Here is a 21,130-nt window from a genome sequence, read left to right on the forward strand (position 1 = left end):
ACCTCAGGCCGGGGCGAGCGCCTGGTTCAGCACCGTGCGGATGCGCTTTTCCGAGACGGAATAGGCGGTGCCGAGTTCGACGGCGAACAGGCTCACCCGCAGCTCCTCGATCATCCAGCGCACGCGGGTTAACTCAGCCCCCGCCCGTCGGCCCGGAAGCAGCGCGGCCACGGCGTTGTCGTAGTCGTCCTCCAAGCCCTGGACCACGGCCATGTTCAGGCCGTCCCGCTGGACGTTGCCCGGCAGCTTCTCCAGACGCTTCTCGACCGCCTGGAGATACCGTGGCAGCTGGCTCAGCTGGGCGTAGCCCGTCCGTGCTACAAAACCGGGGAAGACCAGCTGTTCCAGCTGGCTCTTCATGTCATTGAGCGCGCTGATCAGCGGCAGGCTGGTGCTTGCCTTCAGTTGCTTTTCGATGCGCCGGGCGCTCGCAAGGATGCGCTCGACGACGGCCGTCACCGTGAACACGGTGTCGATGAGTTCCGCCCGGACCACCTCGTACAGGGCATCGAAAGCGGCGCTGTCCCACGGCAGCTCGGCCGGCGTGAGCTTGTCCACGGCGGCCAGGGCGCAGTCCGCAATCAGCGCGCTCACGGAGCCGTGCGGGTTCTGGCTGAAGGTCAGCTTCTCGGTGTTGCTCAGGTGCTCCAGGACATAGCGGTCCGGGGAAGGGATCCGTAGGGCGAGGAGCCTGATGACGCCGCCGCGCATCGCGGCCTCCTGCTCGGCGCGCGTCTGGAAGACCTGCAGGGCCACGGAACTGCCCTCGTCCACGATGGCCGGGAAGCCCGTCACGGCATGGCCCTTGACCGTGCGGCTTACCTGGCGTTCCACCGGCCCGAAATTCCATTCGGTGATGCCGGAGCGCTCGGCGAATCCGCCGGAAGCGGCTGCGGTGGCCCCGTTCGGGGACCCTGCGCCCAGGGCGAACGCCGGCGCGCCGCTTCCCTTGGGCCCCTTGGCGCGGGCCGTCGTCGCGGGCGTCGCCCCCAGCGATTCGGCGATGGCCCGGCGGGTGGCCGGTGCCAGCCGCTCCTGCAGGGCTGCGAGGTCCTTGCCCTCGTCCAGGACCTTGCCGCGGCTGTCCACCACCCTGAAGCTGACGCGCAGGTGCTGCGGCACGGCGTCCCAAGTCCAGGACCCCGGCGGGATGATGTGGCCGCGGAGCCTGCGCAGGACGAGTTCGAGGGAGGCTTCAAGATTGTCTTCGGCGGGATCGAACCCTGCCTCCAGTGCGGCGGTCGCCTGGCGCGCAACATCGGGTGCGGGAACGAAGTTCTTCCGGATCTGCTTGGGCAACGACTTGATCAGTGCAGTCACGAGCTCCACGCGCTGGCCCGGAATCTGCCAGCGGAATGCCGCGTCGTCGAGCTGGTTCAGGAACAGCACGGGCACCTCGGCGGTGACGCCGTCCGAGGGGTTCGGGGGAGAGCCGGGAGCCACGGGGTGGAACTCGTAGCTGAGCGGCAGCTCGAAGCCCTTGTGCAGCCACGTCCTGGGGTACGCGGAATCGTCCAGGGATTCGGCGTCCTCGCTGATCAGTAGAGACTGGTCGAAGTCCAGGAGCGCGGGGTCTGCCTGCCGGGCGTCCTTCCACCACTTGTCGAAGTGGCGTTCGGACACCACGTCCTTGCCGACCCGGGCATCATAGAACTCGAACAAAGTCTCGTCGTCCACCAGGATGTCGCGGCGACGCATGCGGGTTTCGAGTTCCTCGATCTCGTGCAGCAGTGCCCGGTTACGGTGGAAGAACTTGTGGTGCGTCTTCCAGTCGCCCTCCACGAGGGCATGGCGGATGAACAGCTCGCGGGAGAGCTCGGGATCCACCCGGCTGTAGTTGACCCGGCGGCTGGCAATGATCGGCACGCCGTAGAGCATGACCTTCTCGTGCGCCATGACCGCGCCCATACGGGTGGACCAGTGCGGCTCGCTGTACGAGCGCTTCACGAGGTCCGGCGCAACCTGCTCCGCCCACAGCGGATCGAACCTGGCCGCCACCCGCGCCCAGAGCCGGCTGGTCTCCACGAGCTCGGCCGCCATGACGAAGGCCGGCGACTTCTTGAACAGTGCCGAACCGGGGAAAATCGCGAAGCGGCTGCCCCTGGCTCCGGCATATTCGCGCTTGCGCTCATCCAGCAGGCCGATGTGGCTCAGCAGCCCCGAGAGCAGGCTCATGTGGATGCCCTCGTAGTTGCCCACGGGATCGGCCTCGCGCTTGTTGTCGATGGTGATGCCCAGCGGCTTGGCGAGCTGGCGCAGCTGCTGGAAAAGGTCCTGCCATTCGCGCACGCGCAGGTAGTTGATGAATTCATTCCGGCATAGCCGGCGGAACTGCGTGGAGGACAGCTCACGCTGCTGCTCCTGGATGTAGTTCCACAGATTGAGGAAGCCGGTAAAGTCCGAGTGCTCGTCGCGGAAGCGTGCGTGCTTCTCGGCGGCCAGCTGCTGCTTGTCCGTAGGGCGCTCGCGGGGGTCCTGGATGGTCAGGGCCGCGGCCAGGATCATGACCTCCTTGACGCAGCCGCGCTTGCCGGCCTCCACGATCATGCGGCCCAGCCGTGGGTCCACGGGGAGCTGGGCAAGCTTCTGCCCGACGGCGGTCAGCCCGCCGCGGGCGGGCTCGTCGCCGGACCTGGCCGGAGCCAGGGCGCCGAGCTCGCGCAGGAGGGTGACGCCGTCGTTGATGGCCCGCGAGTCCGGCGGCTCCACAAACGGGAAGTTTTCGACGTCCTTGGGGCCCCTTGCCACGCCCATGGCGGTCATCTGCAGGATGACGGCGGCCAGGTTGGTGCGCAGGATCTCCGGATCGGTGAACTGCGGGCGGGACTCGAAATCTTCCTCCGAGTAGAGGCGGATCGCGATGCCCTCGGAGACGCGCCCGCAGCGGCCGGAGCGCTGGCTGGCCGAGGCCTGGGAGACGCGTTCAATCGGCAGCCGCTGCACCTTGGTGCGGTGCGAATAGCGCGAGATGCGGGCGGTGCCGGTGTCGATGACGTACTTGATGCCCGGAACCGTCAGGGACGTTTCGGCCACGTTGGTGGCCAGGATGATGCGACGCTTGCCGCCGGGGTTGAAGACGCGGTGCTGTTCCTGCAGGCTCAGCCGTGCGAACAGGGGGAGCACTTCAGTGCCGGCGAGCCGGCGGTTGGACTGGATGCGGCCGTTGAGGGCCTCCGCGGCGTCCCGGATCTCGCGCTCGCCGGAGAAAAACACCAGGATGTCGCCGGGGGCTTCCTTGGCGAGTTCGTCGACGGCGTCGCACACGGCATCGAGGGGATCGCGGTCCTCCTCAAGCTCGTCGTCGGAGGAGTCTTCGTCCGCGCCGCCAGCCGGCTGGGACAGGGGCCGATATCGGATCTCCACGGGGTAAGTGCGGCCGGAGACCTCGATGATCGGGGCGCGGGATTCCTCGGTCTCGAAGTGCTTGGCGAAGCGCTCGGGGTCGATCGTGGCCGAGGTGATGATGACCTTCAGATCGGGGCGCTGGGGGAGGATGCGCTTGAGGTAGCCCAGGATGAAGTCGATGTTGAGGCTGCGCTCGTGGGCTTCGTCGATGATGATGGCGTTGTACTTGCGCAGCAGCTTGTCGCGCTGGATTTCCGCGAGCAGGATACCGTCCGTCATGAGCTTGATCTTGGTGGCCGCGCTGACTTCGCCGGTGAAGCGCACCTGGAAGCCCACCTCCTGGCCGATCTCGACATCCAGCTCGGAGGCGATGCGTTCGGCCACCGTGCGGGCGGCGAGGCGGCGCGGCTGGGTGTGGCCGATCAGGCCCTTCTCGCCCAGGCCGAGTTCGAGGCACATCTTGGGGATCTGGGTGGTCTTGCCGGAACCGGTCTCGCCCGCGATGATGGTCACCTGGTTGGCGGCGATGGCCGCCATCAGGTCCTCGCGGCGCTCGGAAACGGGCAGCTCTGCGGGGTAGGAAATATGAAGTGTCATGGCTGCAGCCAGTCTACTGTGGCCGCGGGGGACTGGCCTCTCCTGCCCCGGACCCCTGCCCGCAGTTCCCGGTCCGCAATGCTGCAGGGCGGGTTGCTACTACCAGGGCGGAGCCCCCGGATCAGTAGATCCGGGGGCTCCAGTAGGCGGTGCTGGGAGCATCCAGGTTGCTCCAGGGCTGCTCGGACGTGACCGGCGGGGTGTGGCCGCGGCCGTCCCGGAGCAAAGCCGAAACCGTGGCGGCGATGGTGGTGACCAGAACGATGAACACTACAATTCCGAAGATTTCCATGGCTCAATCCTCGTCCCGGCGCCTTCCACAAAACAGTGGCAGAAATGACCCATTTAGACAATTTTCTGCCACACTGGAGACATGTTGAAAACAGTGGCGGTCATCGTTGTCCCCAACTTCTCGATCTTCGAGTTCGGGACGGCATATGAAGTTTTCGGAATCGACCGCTCGGAGCGCGGCAGCAGCGTTCCGGCATTCGACTTCCGCGTCTGCACGCCGGAACCGGGGGACGTCCGGATGAAATCAGGCCTTTCGATGCACGTGGACCTCGGCCTTGAGGCGGCCGCCGACGCCGACCTGGTCATCATGGCCCCGTACGGGCGCGACGAGGATGTTCCCGAACCCGTAATGGACACGCTCCGGGCCGCCCACTCCCGCGGCGCCTGGGTCATGTCCATCTGCTCCGGGGCCTATGCCCTGGCATGCGCCGGGCTGCTGGACGGGCGGCGCTGCACCACCCACTGGCACTACTCGCAGGACCTCGCCAGCCGCTATCCGGCCATCATCGTGGATGAAAACGTCCTCTACGTCCAGGACGGAACCATCATCACCAGCGCCGGAACCGCTGCCGGGATCGACGCCTGCCTGCATCTGGTGCGGGTTGAGCTCGGCGCGAGCGTCGCTGCCGCGATCGCGCGGGACATGGTGGTACCGCCACACCGCGACGGCGGCCAGGCCCAGTTCATCGACCGGCCCATGCCGCGCTGCGGCTCGGCCCCGATGGAGGAACTGTTGCGCTGGATGGTGGAGAACCTGGAGCAGGACCACAGCGTCAACGAGCTCGCGGCGCGGCTGCACATGTCCGCCCGCACCTTTGCCCGCCGCTTCCGGGCGGAAACCGGGGCCACTCCGGCGGCCTGGCTCAATTCGCAGAGGGTCCTCCGGGCGCAGGAACTGCTGGAAACCACGGAACTGAACATCGACGAAGTTGCGCGGGAGGCGGGGTTTGGCCACTCCGTGCTGCTGCGCCACCACTTCACCAAGGTCCTGGACACGAGCCCGCAGTCCTACCGCAGGGCCTTCCGGGGGCAGTTGGCCGAGGCGTTCTAGCGGCGGCGCGACTCCTGGCCCTCGGTCTTCGCGTTCTCCACGAGGACCTGCCAGGGGCCGGTGACTGCCTTTTCCGGCAACGTTGCCCGGCGTTGCCCGGCCCGGATGGCGTACATGAAGCGGTCGGGTTGGTTGGCGGCCGACCGGGCGTCGGCATTGTCCCACGGGCAGGCCTCCACTATCGGCATCCACCGGCGTTTGTCGTCGATGGTGACGGCTTCGACCGTCCAGATCTGCGTGAGGGCTGCAAGCCCGCCGCTGCGTCTGACCGTGATCTTCATGGTGACGGCTTCCGTGGTGCGCTGGTTCCTGCTGCTAGAGCTTTACCTTCACAGTCTCCCACGCCTTCAGGACGGCGTCATGCTCTGCGGATCCGGCGCCGAAAAGCTCCTGGGCGGAGGCCGCCGTCGCCTTGGCGAAGCGGCCGAACGTGCAGGTGGTCGGCAGGGAGCCACCTGTAAGTGCCCCGTACCAGATCTGCCCGGAGCCTCCCAGGCCCTGCCGCCCAAGGCGGAAGCCACCAGGTAGAAGGCGCGGTTGGGGATGCCGGAGTTGATGTGCACGCCGCCGTTGTCGGCGCTGGTCCGGACGTAGCCGTCCATGGAGTCCGGCTGCGGATCCTTGCCCAGGACGTCGTCGTCGTAAGCGGTGCCCGGCGCCTTCAGCGACCGCAGCGCGGCCCCCTGGACCTGCTCCGTGAACAGGCTTTCGCCGATGAGCCAGCTTGCCTGCTCCGCGGACTGCTGCTTGAGGAACTGCTCCGCGAGCACGCCGAAGACATCGGACATGGACTCGTTCAGTGCCCCGGCCTGGTTGCGGTAGACAAGGCCCGCCGTGTGCTGGGTGACGCCGTGGGCGAGTTCATGGCCGATCACGGTCAAGGACTTGGTGAACCGCTGGAAGATCTGGCCGTCTCCGTCGCCGAAGACCATCTGCCTGCCGTCCCAGAAGGCATTGTCGTAGAGCCTGCCGAAGTGCACCGTCGCATCCAGGGGCAGCCCGGCGCCATCGATCGAATTCCGCCCGAAGACCTCCGCATACAGCCTGTGCGTGCTGCCCAGGCCCTCGTAGGCCTCATCGGCGCCGGCATCGCCGGTGGCGGCCTCGCCTTCGTTGCGGACGAGCTTCCCCGGGAGCTTCTCCGACGTGCCGGCGTCGTAGATGGTCCGCTTGGGCGGCCCGGGCTTGGCCTGCCGGATGCCGGGCGGAGTCGCCGGGGCAGCCAAGGCGCGCGCAGCCTGCAGGCTCCTGATGTGAAGCAGGGATTCCTTGGCCGCGCGGGCAACTGCCCGAAGACGCGGTTCATCCTGGGCGGCGAGCTTCCGCAGCATGTAAGGCGGGACGATGGAACAGATCACGGCAAACCCCTTCGTAGCTCCTGACAACTGTCCATGGACAGCTGTCAGGAGCGGTGGAGACAACCGCTGCGCGGCCAAGTACAGCAAGCTTAGGAGCGGGGTCCGACATTTGGGCGGGCCGGCTCCGACATGTCCGGAAGCGGCGCAAGTGATAGCGGACCGCCGGGTCAACAAAAAACACCCCGCCAGCTGTGCTGGCGGGGTGTCGCTTGTGCCCTCGATAGGATTCGAACCTACGGCCTTCTGCTCCGGAGGCAGACGCTCTATCCCCTGAGCTACGAGGGCATCCGGGGATCCCTCCGTTGCCGGTGGGACGTCCTAGAGCTTAGCAGCCACCGGCCGCAATGAAAAACCGCGTCAGTACCCGGCAAATGAGTCGACGCGCACGCGGCGGGCGCCCGCGCCCCGGGCGGCCGCCCGGAGCGAATCAACGCTGGCCGGAGACCCGGAAACGTACACCTCCCGGGTGGAAATATCCGGAACCAGCTGCTTCAGCGAGCCGGCGTAGATGCGTTCCTTGCCGGCGTCGTGCATGAACGCCGGGGGAGCGGATCCGTCCGCCAACCGCGCGATCACCCGCGCGCCGGAGGCCTCCAGCTCCTCAAGTCCCGCAAGCTCGGCCCGGCTCGGGGCGAGGTAGAGCAGCACCGTGTCCCTGGTGCGGCCGGCCCCGGCAGCCAGCTGGGACAGGAACGGCGTGATCCCGATGCCCGCCGCGATCAGCAGCACCGGCCTGCCGGCGTCGCGGGGCAACAGGAAGTCCCCGCCCACGGCCGTGCCACGGACAACGTCGCCGGGCTGCAGCGCAAGCAGCGCCTTCTTGGCCGTGGACACGGGTTCGGCGGTACCCACGCCGAAGGTCAGTTCGGGTGAATCCGGCGCGCTGGTAATGCTGAAGACCCGGCGCCGGCCCCGCCCGTCTGAGCCGGTGTGCGGCAGGTTCAGCTCCATGAACTGGCCCGGCGCGAAGCGGACCGGGCGCTTGGGTTCGAAGCGGAGCTCGGTGTTCCCCGGGGTCAGGGCACGGGAGCCCTTGAAGGCCAGCAGCACGCCGCCGCGCTGGCCGAGCAGGAAGGCGATCGCGTTCCCCAGAAGCAGCGCCAGTTCCGGCGAGTTGGCCACGAACCCCAGGTTGTAGGGGACCGCGAAAACAACCGCGACGACGGCGGCCAGCGCCAGTTGCTGCCAGCGGCGCGGCGGCAGGGTGAGCGGCTCGGAAAGCATGAAGCCGACGAAGAACAGCAGCGGCCGCTGCGCGAGCGGCTGCCACAATGACTCGGCGAATGTTGAGCCGTGGCCTAGCAGCTCAACGCAGACAATGCTGGTAGCCACCACCAGGAACACGGAAGCCATGAGCAGTTTCCGGGTGCGGTAAAGGACCAGGAGGATGCCCGGCACCACCACCCACAGCATGGCCGGGGTGGCTGCCCACCAGGTGGCGATGTTCAGGCCCGTCAGTCCGGTGATGAAGGCTCCGCAGGCCGCCGGGTTGAAGATGTGCCGTTCACGGAAGGCCAGGGCGTACTTGGACACGGTGGCCAGGACGCAAGCAAGGGCAACGCCGGCCATGTCGAGGACCGCGAAGGTCGGCCAGAAGAGGAAATAGATGAGCAACCCGGTGATCAGGGAGGACTCGGAGTGCGGCTTGACCCGGAACAAAGGTGCCAGCAGCCGGTTGGCCCCGTACGTCAGCCCCAGGCACAGGGCGAGGTGGACCAGCATCTGGGGCAGGCCGAAGGTCAGCCAGCCAAGCACATTGAGCACCATGCTGAAAGCCACCAGGACCGCAAGGACCCAGAGGATCAGCCGGTACATGGTGAAGCGTCCCAGCCAGGTGTCCACACGGGATTTCAAGGCGTTCATGAGAACAGTGTCCCGTCAAAGGCGGAGGAAAACCGTGCACTGCCGTCGGAAAATACGGCGAGCCAGGAAAAACTGAACGCGCGCTCCAGGACAGAGGCCTCGACCATGAAGAGGGCGGTGGCCAGGGCATCGGCCTCAAGGGCGCTGCTTGCCATGGTCCAGGTGGCTACAACCGTCTGGATGGGCCGTCCCGTGGTCCCGTCGAGGACATGGTGCAGCCCGTCCCCCCAGGCACGCCGGTTGGCGGCCGAGGCGCACAGGGCGGCATTGTCCAGGATCACGGTGCCGATCGCCTCGCTGGGGTCGTAGGGGTGTTCCAAGGCCACCGTCACCGGCTGGGATCCCGAGTGCAGCATGTCGCCGCTGCCGTCCACCAGGAAGTCATCCAGCCCGGCGCTGCGGAGGACTCCGGCCAGCAGGTCCACCAGCTGGCCTTTGCCGGCCGCGCCGATGTCAAGGACAATCGGCGCGGAAGCCGTCAGCGTGGAACCGTTCCATTCCAGGACGTCCTCCCAGCGCGGGGGGGCCGCCGCGTCTCCCCGCGGCTGCAGGGCGTAGTCCGGGCCGTAGCCGAGGCGTTCCAGGCTGCTGCCGATCAACGGAGTCATGGCGCCGCCGCTGAGCCGGTACAAAGAGGCGAACACCGAGTGGAGTGCGGCGGCGTGCTCCGGCAGGCTGACGCTGCAGGGCTTCCGGCCCAGTGCGGCCACGATGGAATCGTTCCGGAACCTGGAATAGGTGTGGTCGTATTCCTCCACTGTGTCCAGCACGCGGCGCCGGACCTCCGGACCCAGCGGAACCGGCGTCGAGATTTCCCAGTGGGTCCCGATCCCCTCGAAACGGAAAGCGCTCCAGCCAGGGTGCGGCATCAGGCTACTTGGCTTGGGACTTGATCTGTTCCACGGCCTGCTTGAAGCCGCCGCTGGTCAGCGAGGAGCCCGCCACCTTGGAAACGTTCAGATCGTTGAGCTTCTTGCCCACGATCTGTGCCGCGATGCCGTCCTTGAATTCGGTCTGGAACTTCCTGGTGTTCGGGTTGGAAGGGTGAACGGTGATGTTCACCGCGGACACCGTGCCGCCGGAGAGGGTGAGCTCCACTCCCACGGTCTCCTGCCCGTTCGGCGAAGTGTACCTACCGTCGGCGCTGTAGCTGCCGTCCTTGTAGCCGGCCGCTGTGGAGCCGGTGGAAGACGTTGAGCCGGCCTGGCTGCTGGCCTGGCCGGTGGCGGCCGGTGCGGGGCTGGACTGCGCCGCTGGCGCGCAGCCTGCCACGGTGCCTGCCAGGGACAGGCCTGCGATGCCGGCGTAGATGCTCTTGCGAAGTGGCGTAGTCATGGTTCTGCTCGTTTCAGCTGGACAAGATGGGTTTGGGATGGCCGTCATGAGGCCACTCCTGCGTGTTCACAACGTCCTAATCAGCCTAGCGGTTCACCCTGTGCGCAAAGGGGCTCTTTCCTGTGCGTTGCCTGTGCGTCTGTGGCGAGCAGGCCGGGCATGTCACGGAGGCAAGGATTCCGCGGCTTTTGCAGGCCCCCGGTAGGCTAGATGCGTGACTCCCGAAGAACTCTCTGCTGCCATATCCGCCTGCCTCAAGGACGCCGTCGCCGCGGGCGAAATCGCCCTGACGGAATCTGCTGTACCCGATGAGGTGCGTGTGGAGCGACCGAAGAACCGGGACCACGGCGACTGGGCCACCAACATCGCCCTGCAGTTGGCCAAGCCCGCCGGCACCAACCCGCGCGAATTCGCCAACATCCTCAGCGCCCGGCTCACGTCGATCTCCGGCGTGACCGGCGTGGAGATCGCCGGCCCCGGCTTCCTCAACATCACGGTCGACGCCGCCACCGCCGGTGCGCTCGCCAAGGCCATTGTGGAGGCCGGTCCCGCCTACGGCACCAACCAGGCGCTCGCAGGCCACATCGTGAACATGGAGTTCGTCTCGGCCAACCCCACGGGACCGCTGCACATCGGCCACACCCGCTGGGCTGCCCTGGGCGATGCGATTGCCCGCGTGCTGCGCGCCTCCGGTGCGGACGTCACGGCCGAGTACTACATCAACGACGCCGGCTCGCAGATGAACGTCTTCGCCAACTCGGTGCTCTCCCGCCTCCACGGCCGTGGTGTCCCGGAGGGCGGCTACCCCGGCCAGTACATCGTGGAACTCGGCGAGGAGGTCCTCAAGGCCCACCCGGGCATCCGCGAACTCACGGACGAGGCCGCCCTGCCGGTGATCCGGGCCGCCGCCTATGAGGCCCAGATGGCCGACATCCAGGACACCCTGGCCGATTTCGGCGTGGCGTTCGACGTCTACTTCTCCGAAAAGGAACTGCACGACGGCGGTGCGATCGAATCCGCGGTGGCGCGCCTCCGCGAGCAGGGCCACGTGTTCGACGACGGCGGTGCGGTCTGGCTGCGCACCACCGACTTCGGGGACGACAAAGACCGCGTCATGATCCGCGCCAACGGCGAGCCCACATACTTCGCCGCCGACGCCGCCTACTACCTGTCCAAGAAGGACCGCGGTTTCATCGAGAAGATCTATCTCCTCGGCGCCGACCACCACGGCTACATCAACCGCCTGAAGGCCATTGCCGCCTGTGCGGGCGACGACCCCGAGGCCAACATCGAGGTCCTCATCGGCCAGCTCGTCTCGGTCAACGGTGCCAAGCTGTCCAAGCGTGCCGGCAACATCATCGAGCTCAAGGACCTCATCTCCTGGCTCGGCAAGGACGCCGTCCGCTACTCGCTGGCCCGTTTCCCGGCCGACTCCCCGCTGACGCTGGACCCGGAGCTGCTGAAGAAGAACAGCAACGAGAACCCGGTGTTCTACGTCCAGTACGCCCACGCGCGGTCCCGCGGCACTGCCCGCAATGCCGCTGAGGCCGGCGTCGACCGCTCCGTGTTTGATGCATCGCTCCTGGACCACGCCACGGAGAACGAGCTGCTCTCCTACCTGGGCAGCTACCCGTCCATCGTGGCAAAGGCCGCCGAGCTGCGCGAGCCGCACCGCGTTGCCCGCCATCTCGAGGTCATTGCCGGCGCCTACCACCGCTGGTACGACGCCTGCCGGGTGTCGCCGCTGGGCGACGAGCCTGTCCAGGACGTCAACCGCACGCGTCTGTGGCTCAACGACGCAACCAGCCAGGTGCTGGCCAACGGCCTTGAACTGCTGGGCGTTTCTGCGCCGGAACGGATGTAAAGACCATGTCTGCACACGCTTCCCCGCTGGCCCCCGAATGGCTCGCGGTGCCCGAGGACCTGAACGCGCTCCACGCCCCGATGTGGGCCGGGGGTGTCCGGAAGAACGACGCCGGCGAGCTCGCCATCGACGGCATCCCCGTCAGCGAGCTCAAGGCGCAGTTCGGCACGCCGCTCTTTGTCATGAGCGAATCGGACTTCCGCGCCCGTGCCCGGGCTTTCAAGGACGCCTTCGACGCCGCGTTCGCTGACATCTGCGGGGGAGTGGACGTCTACTACGCCGGCAAGTCCTTCCTGTGCACCGCGGTGGCCGGCTGGGTGGCCGAGGAAGGCCTCCGGCTGGACACCTGCTCCGGCGGCGAGCTCGCGGTGGCGGCCCGCGCCGGCATCAAGGGTGAAAACCTGGGCCTGCACGGCAATAACAAGTCCGACGCCGAGATCAACCGGGCCCTGGACATGAAGCTGGGCCGCATCGTGGTGGACAGCCTCGACGAACTGGAGCGTGTCGCCAAGATCGCTTCGGACCGGGGCGAAACCGCCAAGGTTATGCTGCGCCTGACACCGGGCGTCCACGCCCACACGCACGAGTTCATCGCCACGGCGCACGAGGACCAGAAGTTCGGCCTCTCCATAGCCGAGGACTCCACTGAGGAAGCGGGCCTCTCCGCGGCCGAGGAAGCGGTGGCCGCGGCGACGTCGTACCCCGGCGTTGAACTGCTGGGCCTGCACTGCCACATCGGTTCCCAGATCTTCGAGGCGGACGGTTTCGCCCTGGCGGCGGAAAAGCTCCTGACGTTCCATGCCGCCATGCAGGCCAAGTACTCCATCGTCATGCCCGAGCTGGACCTGGGCGGCGGCTACGGCATCGCCTACACCCCGGTGGACACCCCGCGCCCCGCGGCCGAAATCGCGCAGGCGATGGCCGCCGTCGTGCGTTCCAAATGTGCCGAGCTGGGCATCGTCTCACCGCGCATCTCGATCGAACCCGGCCGGGCGATTGTCGGCAGCACAACGTTCACCCTGTACGAAGTCGGCACGCTGAAAACCGTGCGCGTGGACTCGGCTGCCGAGGCGGAAGGGCAGGAAAACGTTACGTTTCCGCGTCGCTATGTGTCGGTGGACGGGGGGATGAGCGACAACGCCCGCCCGGTGCTCTATGACGCGGATTATTCGGCAATTCTGGCCTCCCGGGACTCCGCAGCGGCCCCGCAGCTGTCCCGAGTAGTGGGCAAACATTGCGAGAGCGGCGACATAGTTGTTAGAGATGTATATCTGCCCGAGGACGTGGCAGCCGGTGATTTGCTCGCAGTACCGGGTACCGGCGCCTACTGCTGGGCCCTCTCAAGCAACTACAACTATGTGGCCCGGCCCGGCGTTGTCGCTGTGCGCGACGGATCTGCCCGGCTGATCGTCCGCGGGGAAACCGAAGAAGATCTCTTGAACCGCGACATGGGAGTGGCGAATGTCTGAAGTGCGAACCCTGAAGGTGGCCCTGCTGGGCTGTGGCAACGTGGGGGCCCAGGTCGCTCGGATTCTTATTGATGACGCCGACGCCCTCGCCGCCCGCAGCGGCGCGCGCCTGGAACTGTCCGGCATCGCCGTGCGCACCATTGATGCCCCGCGCGACGTCGAACTGCCGCGCGAGCTGTTCACCACCGACGCCGACACCCTGGTCAAGGACGCGGACCTCGTCATCGAGCTCATGGGCGGCATCGAGCCGGCCCGTTCGCTGATCCTGACCGCCATTCAGAACGGCGCCTGCGTCGTCACCGGCAACAAGGCCCTGCTTGCGCAGGACGGTCCCACCCTTTACGAAGAGGCCGACAAGGCGGGCGTTCAGCTCTCCTACGAGGCCGCCGTCGCCGGCGCCATCCCCATCCTGCGCCCCATCCGCGACAGCCTCTCCGGCGACCGCATCACCCGTGTGCTGGGCATCGTGAACGGCACCACCAACTTCATCCTTGACCAGATGGACAGCACCGGTGCCCAGTTCGCCGACGCCCTGGCCGAAGCCCAGCGCCTCGGCTACGCGGAAGCGGACCCCACCGCCGACGTCGAGGGCCATGACGCCGCGGCCAAGGCCGCCATCCTGGCCTCGCTGTCCTTCCACACCCGCTTCTCGCTGGATGACGTCTACTGCGAGGGCATCACCCAGGTCAGCGCGGCCGACATCGCCTCCGCAAAGGAAGCCGGTTTTGTCATCAAGCTGCTCGCCATCGCGGAAAAGCTCGTGGACGCCGACGGCGGCGAAGGCATCTCCGTGCGCGTCCACCCGACGCTCCTGCCGCGGGAACACCCGCTGGCAGCCGTGCGCGGCGCGTTCAACGCCGTCTTCATCGAGGCTGAAAACGCCGGCGAACTGATGTTCTACGGCCAGGGCGCCGGCGGAACCCCGACGGCGTCCGCCGTGCTGGGCGACCTCGTCTCCGCGGCGCGCCGCCTGGTCCTGGGCGGTCCAGGCCGCACGGAGACCACCACCGGGCATGTGCCGGCCCTCGCGATCGATGCCTCGAACACGAGCTACTACATCGGCCTCGATGTTGCCGACCAGACCGGTGTGCTGGCACGCATCGCCCACATCTTTGCGGAGCATGGCGTCTCCATCGAAATCATGCGGCAGACCATCCACCGGGATGCCGCCTCAAACGTCGAGTCGGCGGAACTGAAGATCGTCACGCACCGTGCATCCGAAGCCTCACTCGCAGCAACCGTCGAGGCCGTCAAGGGCCTGGACGTCATCAATTCTGTGACATCCGTACTGCGGGTAGAAGGGGTCTAAGTGGCTCACCAATGGCGCGGAGTAATCCGCGAATACGCCGATCGTTTGCCCGTAACGGAAGCCACGAAGGTCATTACCCTCGGAGAGGGTGGCACGCCCCTCGTGCACGCCCGGAAGCTCTCCGAGCTCACCGGCTCCACGGTCTACCTCAAGGTCGAAGGCATGAACCCCACGGGTTCCTTCAAGGACCGCGGCATGACCATGGCCATGACCGCCGCCGTCGAAGCCGGCGCCAAGGCAGTGGTGTGCGCCTCCACGGGCAACACCTCGGCCTCTGCCGCGGCCTACGCCACGGCCGCCGGCCTCAAGTGCGCCGTGCTGGTCCCGGAAGGCAAGATCTCCATGGGCAAGCTGAGCCAGGCGATCGCCCACGGCGCCACGCTGCTGCAGGTTGACGGCAACTTCGACAACTGCCTGGACATCGCCCGCAAGCTTGGCGAGTCCTACCCCGTGTTCCTGGTGAACTCGGTCAACCCGGCCCGCATCCAGGGCCAGAAGACCGGCGCCTTCGAGATCGTGGATTCCCTGGGCGACGCCCCCGACATCCACGTGCTGCCCGTCGGCAACGCCGGCAACATCAGCGCGTACTGGAAGGGCTACAAGGAGTACTCCGCCCCCTTCGAGTCCGCAACGGCCGGCACGCTGCCCGCGGTCTCCACCAAGACCCCAATCATGTGGGGCTTCCAGGCCGCCGGTGCGGCACCCTTCGTGGCGGGCCACCCCATCACGGAACCGGACACCATCGCCACGGCCATCCGGATCGGCAACCCGGCCTCCTGGGACACCGCCATCGCAGCGCGCGATGAATCCGGTGGACTCATCGAAGCAGTGACGGACGAGGAAATCCTCGACGCGCACCGCTGGCTGTCCGCCAAGGAAGGCGTCTTCGTCGAACCCGGCTCGGCTGCCGGCGTCGCGGGCCTCATCAAGAAGCACGCCGCAGGCGAGGTGCCCTCCGGCAAGACAATCGTCATCACGGTGACCGGCCACGGCCTGAAGGACCCGCAGTGGGCCCTCCGCACCCAGGACGGCAGCGACGTGCAGCCGGTCAAGGTGCCGAACGACGTCGTCACCGTAGCCGCAGAACTGGGACTGGAAGAAAACTAAGAGTGGAAACAACGCAGCCCACCGCGACTGAACGTGAACTTGTCGCGGCAGGCCAGCGGCTGACCGTCAGGGTCCCCGGTACAAGCGCCAACCTGGGCCCCGGCTATGACAGCCTGGGCCTGGCCCTGTCGATCTACGACACCCTGACGGTGGAAACGCTCAGCACCGGAGAGCTCGAATTCGAGCTCTCCGGTGAGGGCGCCGACACCCTTCCACGTGACGGCAGCCACCTGGTGGTCCGGGCCATCGAGCTGGCGCTCGAACGCCTCGGTTTCAGGCACAACGGCCTGAAGATCATCGCGGACAACGTCAACCCGCACGGGCGCGGCCTGGGCTCCTCGGCGTCTGCCGTCGTTGCCGCAGTGACCGCCGCGAACGCCCTGGTGCCCGCGGAATCCCGGCAGGGCCGGGACTGGGTGCTGCAGCTGACCAGTGAACTTGAAGGCCACCCGGACAACGTGGCACCGGCCATTTTCGGCGGACTGGCGCTGTCCTGGCAGGACAGGGAGCAGTACAGCAGCACGCGTGCGGACGTCGCGCCGTCCGTCATCCCCGTGGTTGCCGTACCGGACTACGAACTGTCCACGGAAACCGCACGCGGCTTGCTGCCGGCATCGGTTGGCCACCATGCGGCCGCCATGAACTCCGGCCGGGCCGCCCTGCTTATCCACGCACTGACCACCCAGCCGGAATACCTGCTGCCGGGCACCGAGGACTACCTGCACCAGAGCTACCGTGCCGCGGCCATGCGTCCGAGCGCAGAGCTGATTGCAGCCCTGCGTGCGGCCGGCCACGCGGCCGTCGTCTCCGGCGCCGGCCCCACGGTCATGGTCCTGGCCAACGGCGAGGCCGAGGCCGCCCGGGTCACCGCGCAGATCGAAGCTTTCACCACGGAAAACACCCCTGGGGTTGGCTGGCGTGTGATGACGCTGGCAGTGGACGTTGAAGGTGCTACAGTGGAACTGCACCGGCGGTAAAGCCGCGGGCAGTTCCCAGACACCGGATTCCGGCTTGATTGCCGTACCTGTGGCCAACTGCGCCGAAGTCTGGCGGTGCCGTCTCCTTCCGGCCTGTTTCGGGTGCCGCAGATCAATCTCTGTTCCCTGAACCGTCAGCCGGCTGTCCGGTGAGACCGGAGCCAGTGAAGACGCATCTTTATCCGGCCCTGCTGGCCGAAATCCATCCGGCAAGACCGAAAATCCCGGCTGCAGATCTGAACTGCAGCCCAGAACAAATCATCGCGTCCAGCTCTTGCTCTGGACGCCGTCGAGGGGGAAGGATCCTTCGTGACAGAAACCACTGAGCTGTCTTCAGCTGTGGACACAACAACTTCTGCTGCCGAGTCGTCAACGGCCGCACCCACCAAGAGCAGCGGCCTTGCCGGCCTTAAGCTCGCACAGCTCCAGGCTCTTGCCAGCCAGCTGGGTATTTCGGGTGGGTCCCGCATGCGAAAGGGCGATCTGGTTACGGCCATTTCCGCCCACCGTGCCGGTTCGACTACTGCCAAGGCTCCGGCCAAGGCAACTGCAACCGCCAGCAAGGCTCCGGCCGCTGCGGTTGCCGCGGAGACTGCCCCTGCCGCCGCAGCCGCTGAGGCTCCGGCACAGGAAATCACCCGTGGCCGTGGCCGCGGACGCAGCCGCCGCGCCACCAGCGATGGCGTCGTAGCCGCTCCTGCAGCCGAGGCCGTCGAAGCAGCTGCGGCACCCGCCGCCGTCGTCGAGGCTCCTGCCGCTGAAACCGGCGAGGCAGCCGGCGAACGCCGCCAGCCCCGCACCCGCAACCGCCGCCGCGGCGAAGCCGCTGCAGCGCCCGCCGAGGCAGCCGAAGGCCAGCCCGCAGAGGAGCGCGAACCGCGTACGGAACAGCCGCGCGAACCGCGTCCGGAACAGCCGCGCGAACCGCGTACGGAACAGCCGCGCGAACCGCGTCCGGAACAGCCGCGCGAACCGCGTACGGAACAGCCGCGCGAACCGCGTACGGCAGAGCCGCGCGAACGGCGCACCGAACAGCGTGAGCCGCGCGCAGGCGAGCAGCCCTCCGACGCCGGCGAAACCGCACAGCGCGAACGCCGCGACACCCGCCCCCGTCGCGACGAGCACGACCTCGACGAGACCGGCAACCGCCGCAACCGCCGCAACCGCCGCGACCGCAGTGACCAGCAGGACAACCGCCGTGGTCCGCAGGACAACCGCGACGGCAGCACCCGCAGCGACCGCTTCCGCGACCGCAACGAGCGCCGCCGCGGCCGTGCCCAGGGTCCCGAGGTCGACGACGTCGAGGTCACCGAGGACGACGTCCTGCTGCCCGTCGCCGGCATCCTGGACGTCCTGGAGAACTACGCGTTCATCCGCACGTCCGGTTACCTGCCCGGTGCCAACGACGTCTACGTTTCCCTCGCCCAGGTTAAGAAGTACCACCTTCGCAAGGGCGACGCCGTCGTCGGTGCAATCCGCGCCCCGCGCGAAGGCGAGGACCGCAGCCAGCATTCCGCCCGCCAGAAGTTCAACGCACTCGTCCGCATCACCTCGGTCAACGGCAAGACGCCGGAAGAGCTGAAGGACCGCGTCGAGTTCGCCAAGCTGGTTCCGCTGTACCCCTCCGAGCGACTGCGCCTCGAGACGGACCCCAAGAAGATCGGCCCGCGTGTCATCGACCTCGTGGCCCCGATCGGCAAGGGCCAGCGCGGCCTGATCGTCTCCCCGCCCAAGGCCGGCAAGACGCTCATCCTGCAGTCCATCGCGAACGCGATCACCACCAACAACCCTGAGGTCCACCTCATGATGGTGCTGGTTGACGAACGTCCTGAAGAAGTCACGGACATGCAGCGCACCGTCAAGGGTGAGGTCATTGCCTCCACCTTCGACCGTCCCGCAGACGACCACACCACCGTGGCCGAGCTCTCCATCGAACGCGCCAAGCGCCTCGTGGAAATGGGCATGGACGTGGTGGTCCTCCTGGACTCCATGACGCGCCTGGGCCGCGCCTACAACCTGGCAGCACCGGCCTCAGGCCGCATCCTGTCCGGTGGTGTCGACTCCGCCGCGCTGTACCCGCCGAAGCGCTTCTTCGGTGCAGCCCGCAACATCGAAAACGGTGGCTCGCTCACCATCCTGGCAACCGCCCTCGTGGAGACCGGTTCCAAGATGGACGAGGTCATCTTCGAAGAGTTCAAGGGCACCGGCAACATGGAACTCCGCCTGTCCCGCCAGCTGGCCGACAAGCGCATCTTCCCGGCAGTGGACGTCAACGCGTCCGGTACCCGCCGCGAGGAGAACCTGCTTTCTCCCGAGGAAGTCAAGATCATGTGGAAGCTGCGCCGCGTCCTCTCCGGACTCGAAACGCAGCAGAGCCTTGAGCTGCTGACCAACAAGATCCGGGAGACCCAGAGCAACGTCGAGTTCCTCATGCAGGTCCAGAAGACGACGCTCGGAGCGAAGTCGGACCTCGACAAGTAGCTGTCCTTACCGCTCAAAGCATGCCGGCCCGCGCCGGCATGCTTTGAGCGGTTTGTCGTTAACTCCCCATAGTTGTAACTAGACTTGATGGCAAGTCGAAAGAGGTTTGGAAAATGTTTGAGTCCGTACAGGGATTGCTGGATGAGCACGCAGCCATCCAGGCACAGCTGAGCGATCCCGCTGTTTATGCCGAGCAGGCCCTGGCCCGCAAGCTGGGGCGTCGTTCCGCCCAGCTGCAGGGCATCGTGGAGGCGTACAACCGCTGGCACGGGCTCACCGAAGACGTGGAAGCAGCCAAGGAAATGGCCGCCGAGGATCCTGACTTTGCCGCGGAGGTGGAGCAACTTGAAGAGCAGCTCCCGGCCGCGCAGGAGAAGCTGCGCCGCCTCCTGATCCCGCGCGACCCGGACGACGCCCGCAACGTCATTCTGGAAGTCAAGGGCGGCGAAGGCGGCGACGAAGCTGCACTGTTCGCCGGCGACCTGCTGCGCATGTACACGCGCTACGCCGAGTCCCGGGGCTGGAAGACCGAACTGATCTCCGCCACGGAGTCCGACCTGGGCGGCTACAAGGACGTCCAGATGGCCGTCAAGGGCAACTCCAACGATCCGGCCGAGGGGGTCTACGCCCGGCTCAAGTTCGAAGGCGGCGTGCACCGCGTGCAGCGCGTCCCCGTCACCGAATCCCAGGGCCGTATCCACACCTCGGCAGCCGGCGTGCTGGTGCTTCCCGAAGTGGACGAGCCCGAAGAGCTCGAGATCAACCAGAACGACCTCAAGATCGACGTCTACCGCTCCTCGGGACCTGGTGGCCAGTCCGTCAACACCACTGACTCCGCCGTCCGCATCACGCACCTCCCCACCGGCATCGTGGTCGCCATGCAGAACGAGAAGTCCCAGCTGCAGAACCGCGAAGCCGGCATGCGCGTGCTCCGAGCCCGCATCCTGGCGCACCAGCAGGAGCAGATCGACGCCGAGAATTCGGCCCAGCGCAAGTCCCAGATCCGCACGATGGACCGTTCCGAGCGCATCCGCACGTACAACTTCCCGGAAAACCGCATCGCGGACCACCGCACCGGCTACAAGGCCTACAACCTTGACGCCGTCATGAACGGCGACCTCGAACCGGTGATCCAGTCGGCCATCGAGATGGACGAGCAGTCCCGCCTGGACGCCCTCGGCGAGTAACAGCCGGCGGAATCCTTCATGACGTTCTACTCAGGGCAGAGCCTCGCGGACGCGATCCGCGAGGCCGCTGCCGTTTTGTCCGACGCCGGCGTCCCCACCCCGCGCGTTGACGCCGAATTGCTGGCCGAGCACCTGCTGGGGTGCGGCCTGGGCAGGCTGCGGGCCATGCTGCTGGGCGATTCCATGGCCCCGGAGGGCTACGGCGACCTCGTTGCCGAACGCGCCAACCGGATTCCACTGCAGCACATCACCGGTGTGGCTTACTTCAGGCACCTTGAACTGAGCGTTGGCCCCGGCGTGTTCATTCCCCGGCCGGAAACCGAATCCGTGGTCCAACTCGTCATCGACCACCTCGCGGGCATGCCGCATCCCAAGGTGGCGGACCTGGGTACCGGCTCGGGCGCCATCGCCGGTTCCCTCGCCCACGAGATCCCCGGCGCCGAGGTCCACGCCGTCGAGTACAGCGCATTTGCGCACGCCTGGGCCGCGAGGAACCTGGGGCCGCTGGGCGTCAAGCTGATCCGGGGCGATCTCCGCGATGCCCTGCCCGAGCACAACGGAACCTTTGACGCCGTCGTCTCCAACCCGCCCTACATCCCGGCGGAAGCCATCCCGAACGAACCCGAGGTGGCCCTGCACGATCCGCCCGAGGCTTTGTACGGCGGGGGAGCGGACGGCATGGAACTCCCGACGGCGGCAGCAGCCTCGGCTGCCCGCCTGCTGAAGCCGGGCGGCTACTTCGTCATGGAGCACGCAGAAGTGCAGGCGGCCTGGATCGCCGGAATGATGGAACGGACCGGACTGTGGAGCGGAATCACCACGCATTTCGACCTGAACGGCAAGGAACGCGCCACCAGCGCCACACTGGCGCGGTCCGGTCCCGGGGAATGAAAGAA

At 67.0% G+C, this 21,130-nt stretch carries 15 protein-coding genes, 1 tRNA gene and 1 pseudogene; 9 read left to right on the forward strand and 8 right to left on the reverse strand.

The window, feature by feature from the left end:
• Positions 1-3: 3 nt before the first annotated feature.
• On the reverse strand, positions 4-3,942 hold the full coding sequence (hrpA, locus tag J1902_RS02700) for an ATP-dependent RNA helicase HrpA (protein ID WP_207614720.1): 3,939 nt from the start codon (positions 3,940-3,942) through the stop codon (positions 4-6).
• A 121-nt stretch (positions 3,943-4,063) separates the two neighbouring features.
• Positions 4,064-4,234, reverse strand: coding sequence for a hypothetical protein (locus tag J1902_RS02705; protein ID WP_207614721.1), 171 nt, complete (start codon positions 4,232-4,234; stop codon positions 4,064-4,066).
• 81 nt (positions 4,235-4,315) lie between these two features.
• On the opposite strand from J1902_RS02705, the gene J1902_RS02710 reads away from it, so the two are divergent.
• The gene (locus tag J1902_RS02710) at positions 4,316-5,284 is read left to right on the forward strand and encodes a GlxA family transcriptional regulator (RefSeq protein ID WP_207614722.1); all 969 of its coding nucleotides are present in this window, start codon (positions 4,316-4,318) and stop codon (positions 5,282-5,284) included.
• Here the strand turns inward: J1902_RS02710 and J1902_RS02715 are convergent.
• From J1902_RS02715 to J1902_RS02740, 6 genes and pseudogenes are all read right to left on the reverse strand, one after another.
• On the reverse strand, positions 5,281-5,565 hold the full coding sequence (locus J1902_RS02715) for a protealysin inhibitor emfourin (RefSeq protein ID WP_207614723.1): 285 nt from the start codon (positions 5,563-5,565) through the stop codon (positions 5,281-5,283). The two genes, J1902_RS02710 and J1902_RS02715, sit on opposite strands and share 4 nt — an antisense overlap.
• Before the next feature lie 34 nt (positions 5,566-5,599).
• Positions 5,600-6,615 (reverse strand): annotated as a pseudogene (locus J1902_RS02720) (M4 family metallopeptidase).
• A gap of 239 nt (positions 6,616-6,854) precedes the next feature.
• Positions 6,855-6,927: transfer RNA gene (locus J1902_RS02725), tRNA-Arg, on the reverse strand.
• Positions 6,928-6,999: 72 nt separating this feature from the next.
• Positions 7,000-8,505, reverse strand: coding sequence for an FAD-dependent oxidoreductase (locus J1902_RS02730; RefSeq protein WP_207614724.1), 1,506 nt, complete (start codon positions 8,503-8,505; stop codon positions 7,000-7,002).
• A complete protein-coding gene (locus tag J1902_RS02735; protein WP_207614725.1) occupies positions 8,502-9,374 on the reverse strand; it encodes an FAD:protein FMN transferase in 873 nt (290 codons plus the stop codon). Before J1902_RS02735 ends, J1902_RS02730 begins: the two co-directional genes overlap by 4 nt.
• Positions 9,375-9,378: 4 nt before the next feature.
• Positions 9,379-9,840 carry an FMN-binding protein gene (locus tag J1902_RS02740; RefSeq protein WP_207614726.1) on the reverse strand — a complete coding sequence of 154 codons (462 nt, stop codon included), beginning with the start codon at positions 9,838-9,840 and terminating at the stop codon, positions 9,379-9,381.
• 214 nt (positions 9,841-10,054) lie between these two features.
• Between J1902_RS02740 and argS the strand changes: the two genes are divergently transcribed.
• The 8 genes from argS (at position 10,055) to prmC (ending at position 21,125) form a co-directional block, all read left to right on the forward strand.
• Complete coding sequence (gene argS, locus J1902_RS02745; RefSeq protein ID WP_207614727.1) at positions 10,055-11,704, forward strand: arginine--tRNA ligase; 1,650 nt, start codon at positions 10,055-10,057, stop codon at positions 11,702-11,704.
• 5 nt (positions 11,705-11,709) lie between these two features.
• On the forward strand, positions 11,710-13,173 hold the full coding sequence (gene lysA / locus J1902_RS02750; RefSeq protein ID WP_207614728.1) for a diaminopimelate decarboxylase: 1,464 nt from the start codon (positions 11,710-11,712) through the stop codon (positions 13,171-13,173).
• Positions 13,166-14,482 carry a homoserine dehydrogenase gene (locus J1902_RS02755; protein WP_207614729.1) on the forward strand — a complete coding sequence of 439 codons (1,317 nt, stop codon included), beginning with the start codon at positions 13,166-13,168 and terminating at the stop codon, positions 14,480-14,482. The genes lysA and J1902_RS02755 overlap by 8 nt, the downstream gene beginning before the upstream one ends.
• A complete protein-coding gene (gene thrC / locus J1902_RS02760; protein WP_207614730.1) occupies positions 14,483-15,589 on the forward strand; it encodes a threonine synthase in 1,107 nt (368 codons plus the stop codon).
• Between the two features lie 2 nt (positions 15,590-15,591).
• Positions 15,592-16,566 carry a homoserine kinase gene (gene thrB / locus J1902_RS02765; RefSeq protein ID WP_207614731.1) on the forward strand — a complete coding sequence of 325 codons (975 nt, stop codon included), beginning with the start codon at positions 15,592-15,594 and terminating at the stop codon, positions 16,564-16,566.
• Positions 16,567-16,875: 309 nt separating this feature from the next.
• Positions 16,876-19,047, forward strand: a complete 2,172-nt coding sequence (gene rho, locus J1902_RS02770) for a transcription termination factor Rho (protein ID WP_207614732.1) — start codon at positions 16,876-16,878, stop codon at positions 19,045-19,047.
• Positions 19,048-19,160: 113 nt separating this feature from the next.
• Positions 19,161-20,234 (forward strand): peptide chain release factor 1, encoded by a 1,074-nt coding sequence (gene prfA, locus J1902_RS02775; RefSeq protein WP_207614733.1) that lies wholly within the window; start codon positions 19,161-19,163, stop codon positions 20,232-20,234.
• 18 nt (positions 20,235-20,252) lie between these two features.
• Positions 20,253-21,125 (forward strand): peptide chain release factor N(5)-glutamine methyltransferase, encoded by an 873-nt coding sequence (gene prmC / locus J1902_RS02780; RefSeq protein ID WP_207614734.1) that lies wholly within the window; start codon positions 20,253-20,255, stop codon positions 21,123-21,125.
• Positions 21,126-21,130 lie beyond the last annotated feature (5 nt).

The sequence above is a fragment of the Arthrobacter cavernae genome, from assembly GCF_017368795.1.
Taxonomy (GTDB): domain Bacteria; phylum Actinomycetota; class Actinomycetes; order Actinomycetales; family Micrococcaceae; genus Arthrobacter; species Arthrobacter cavernae.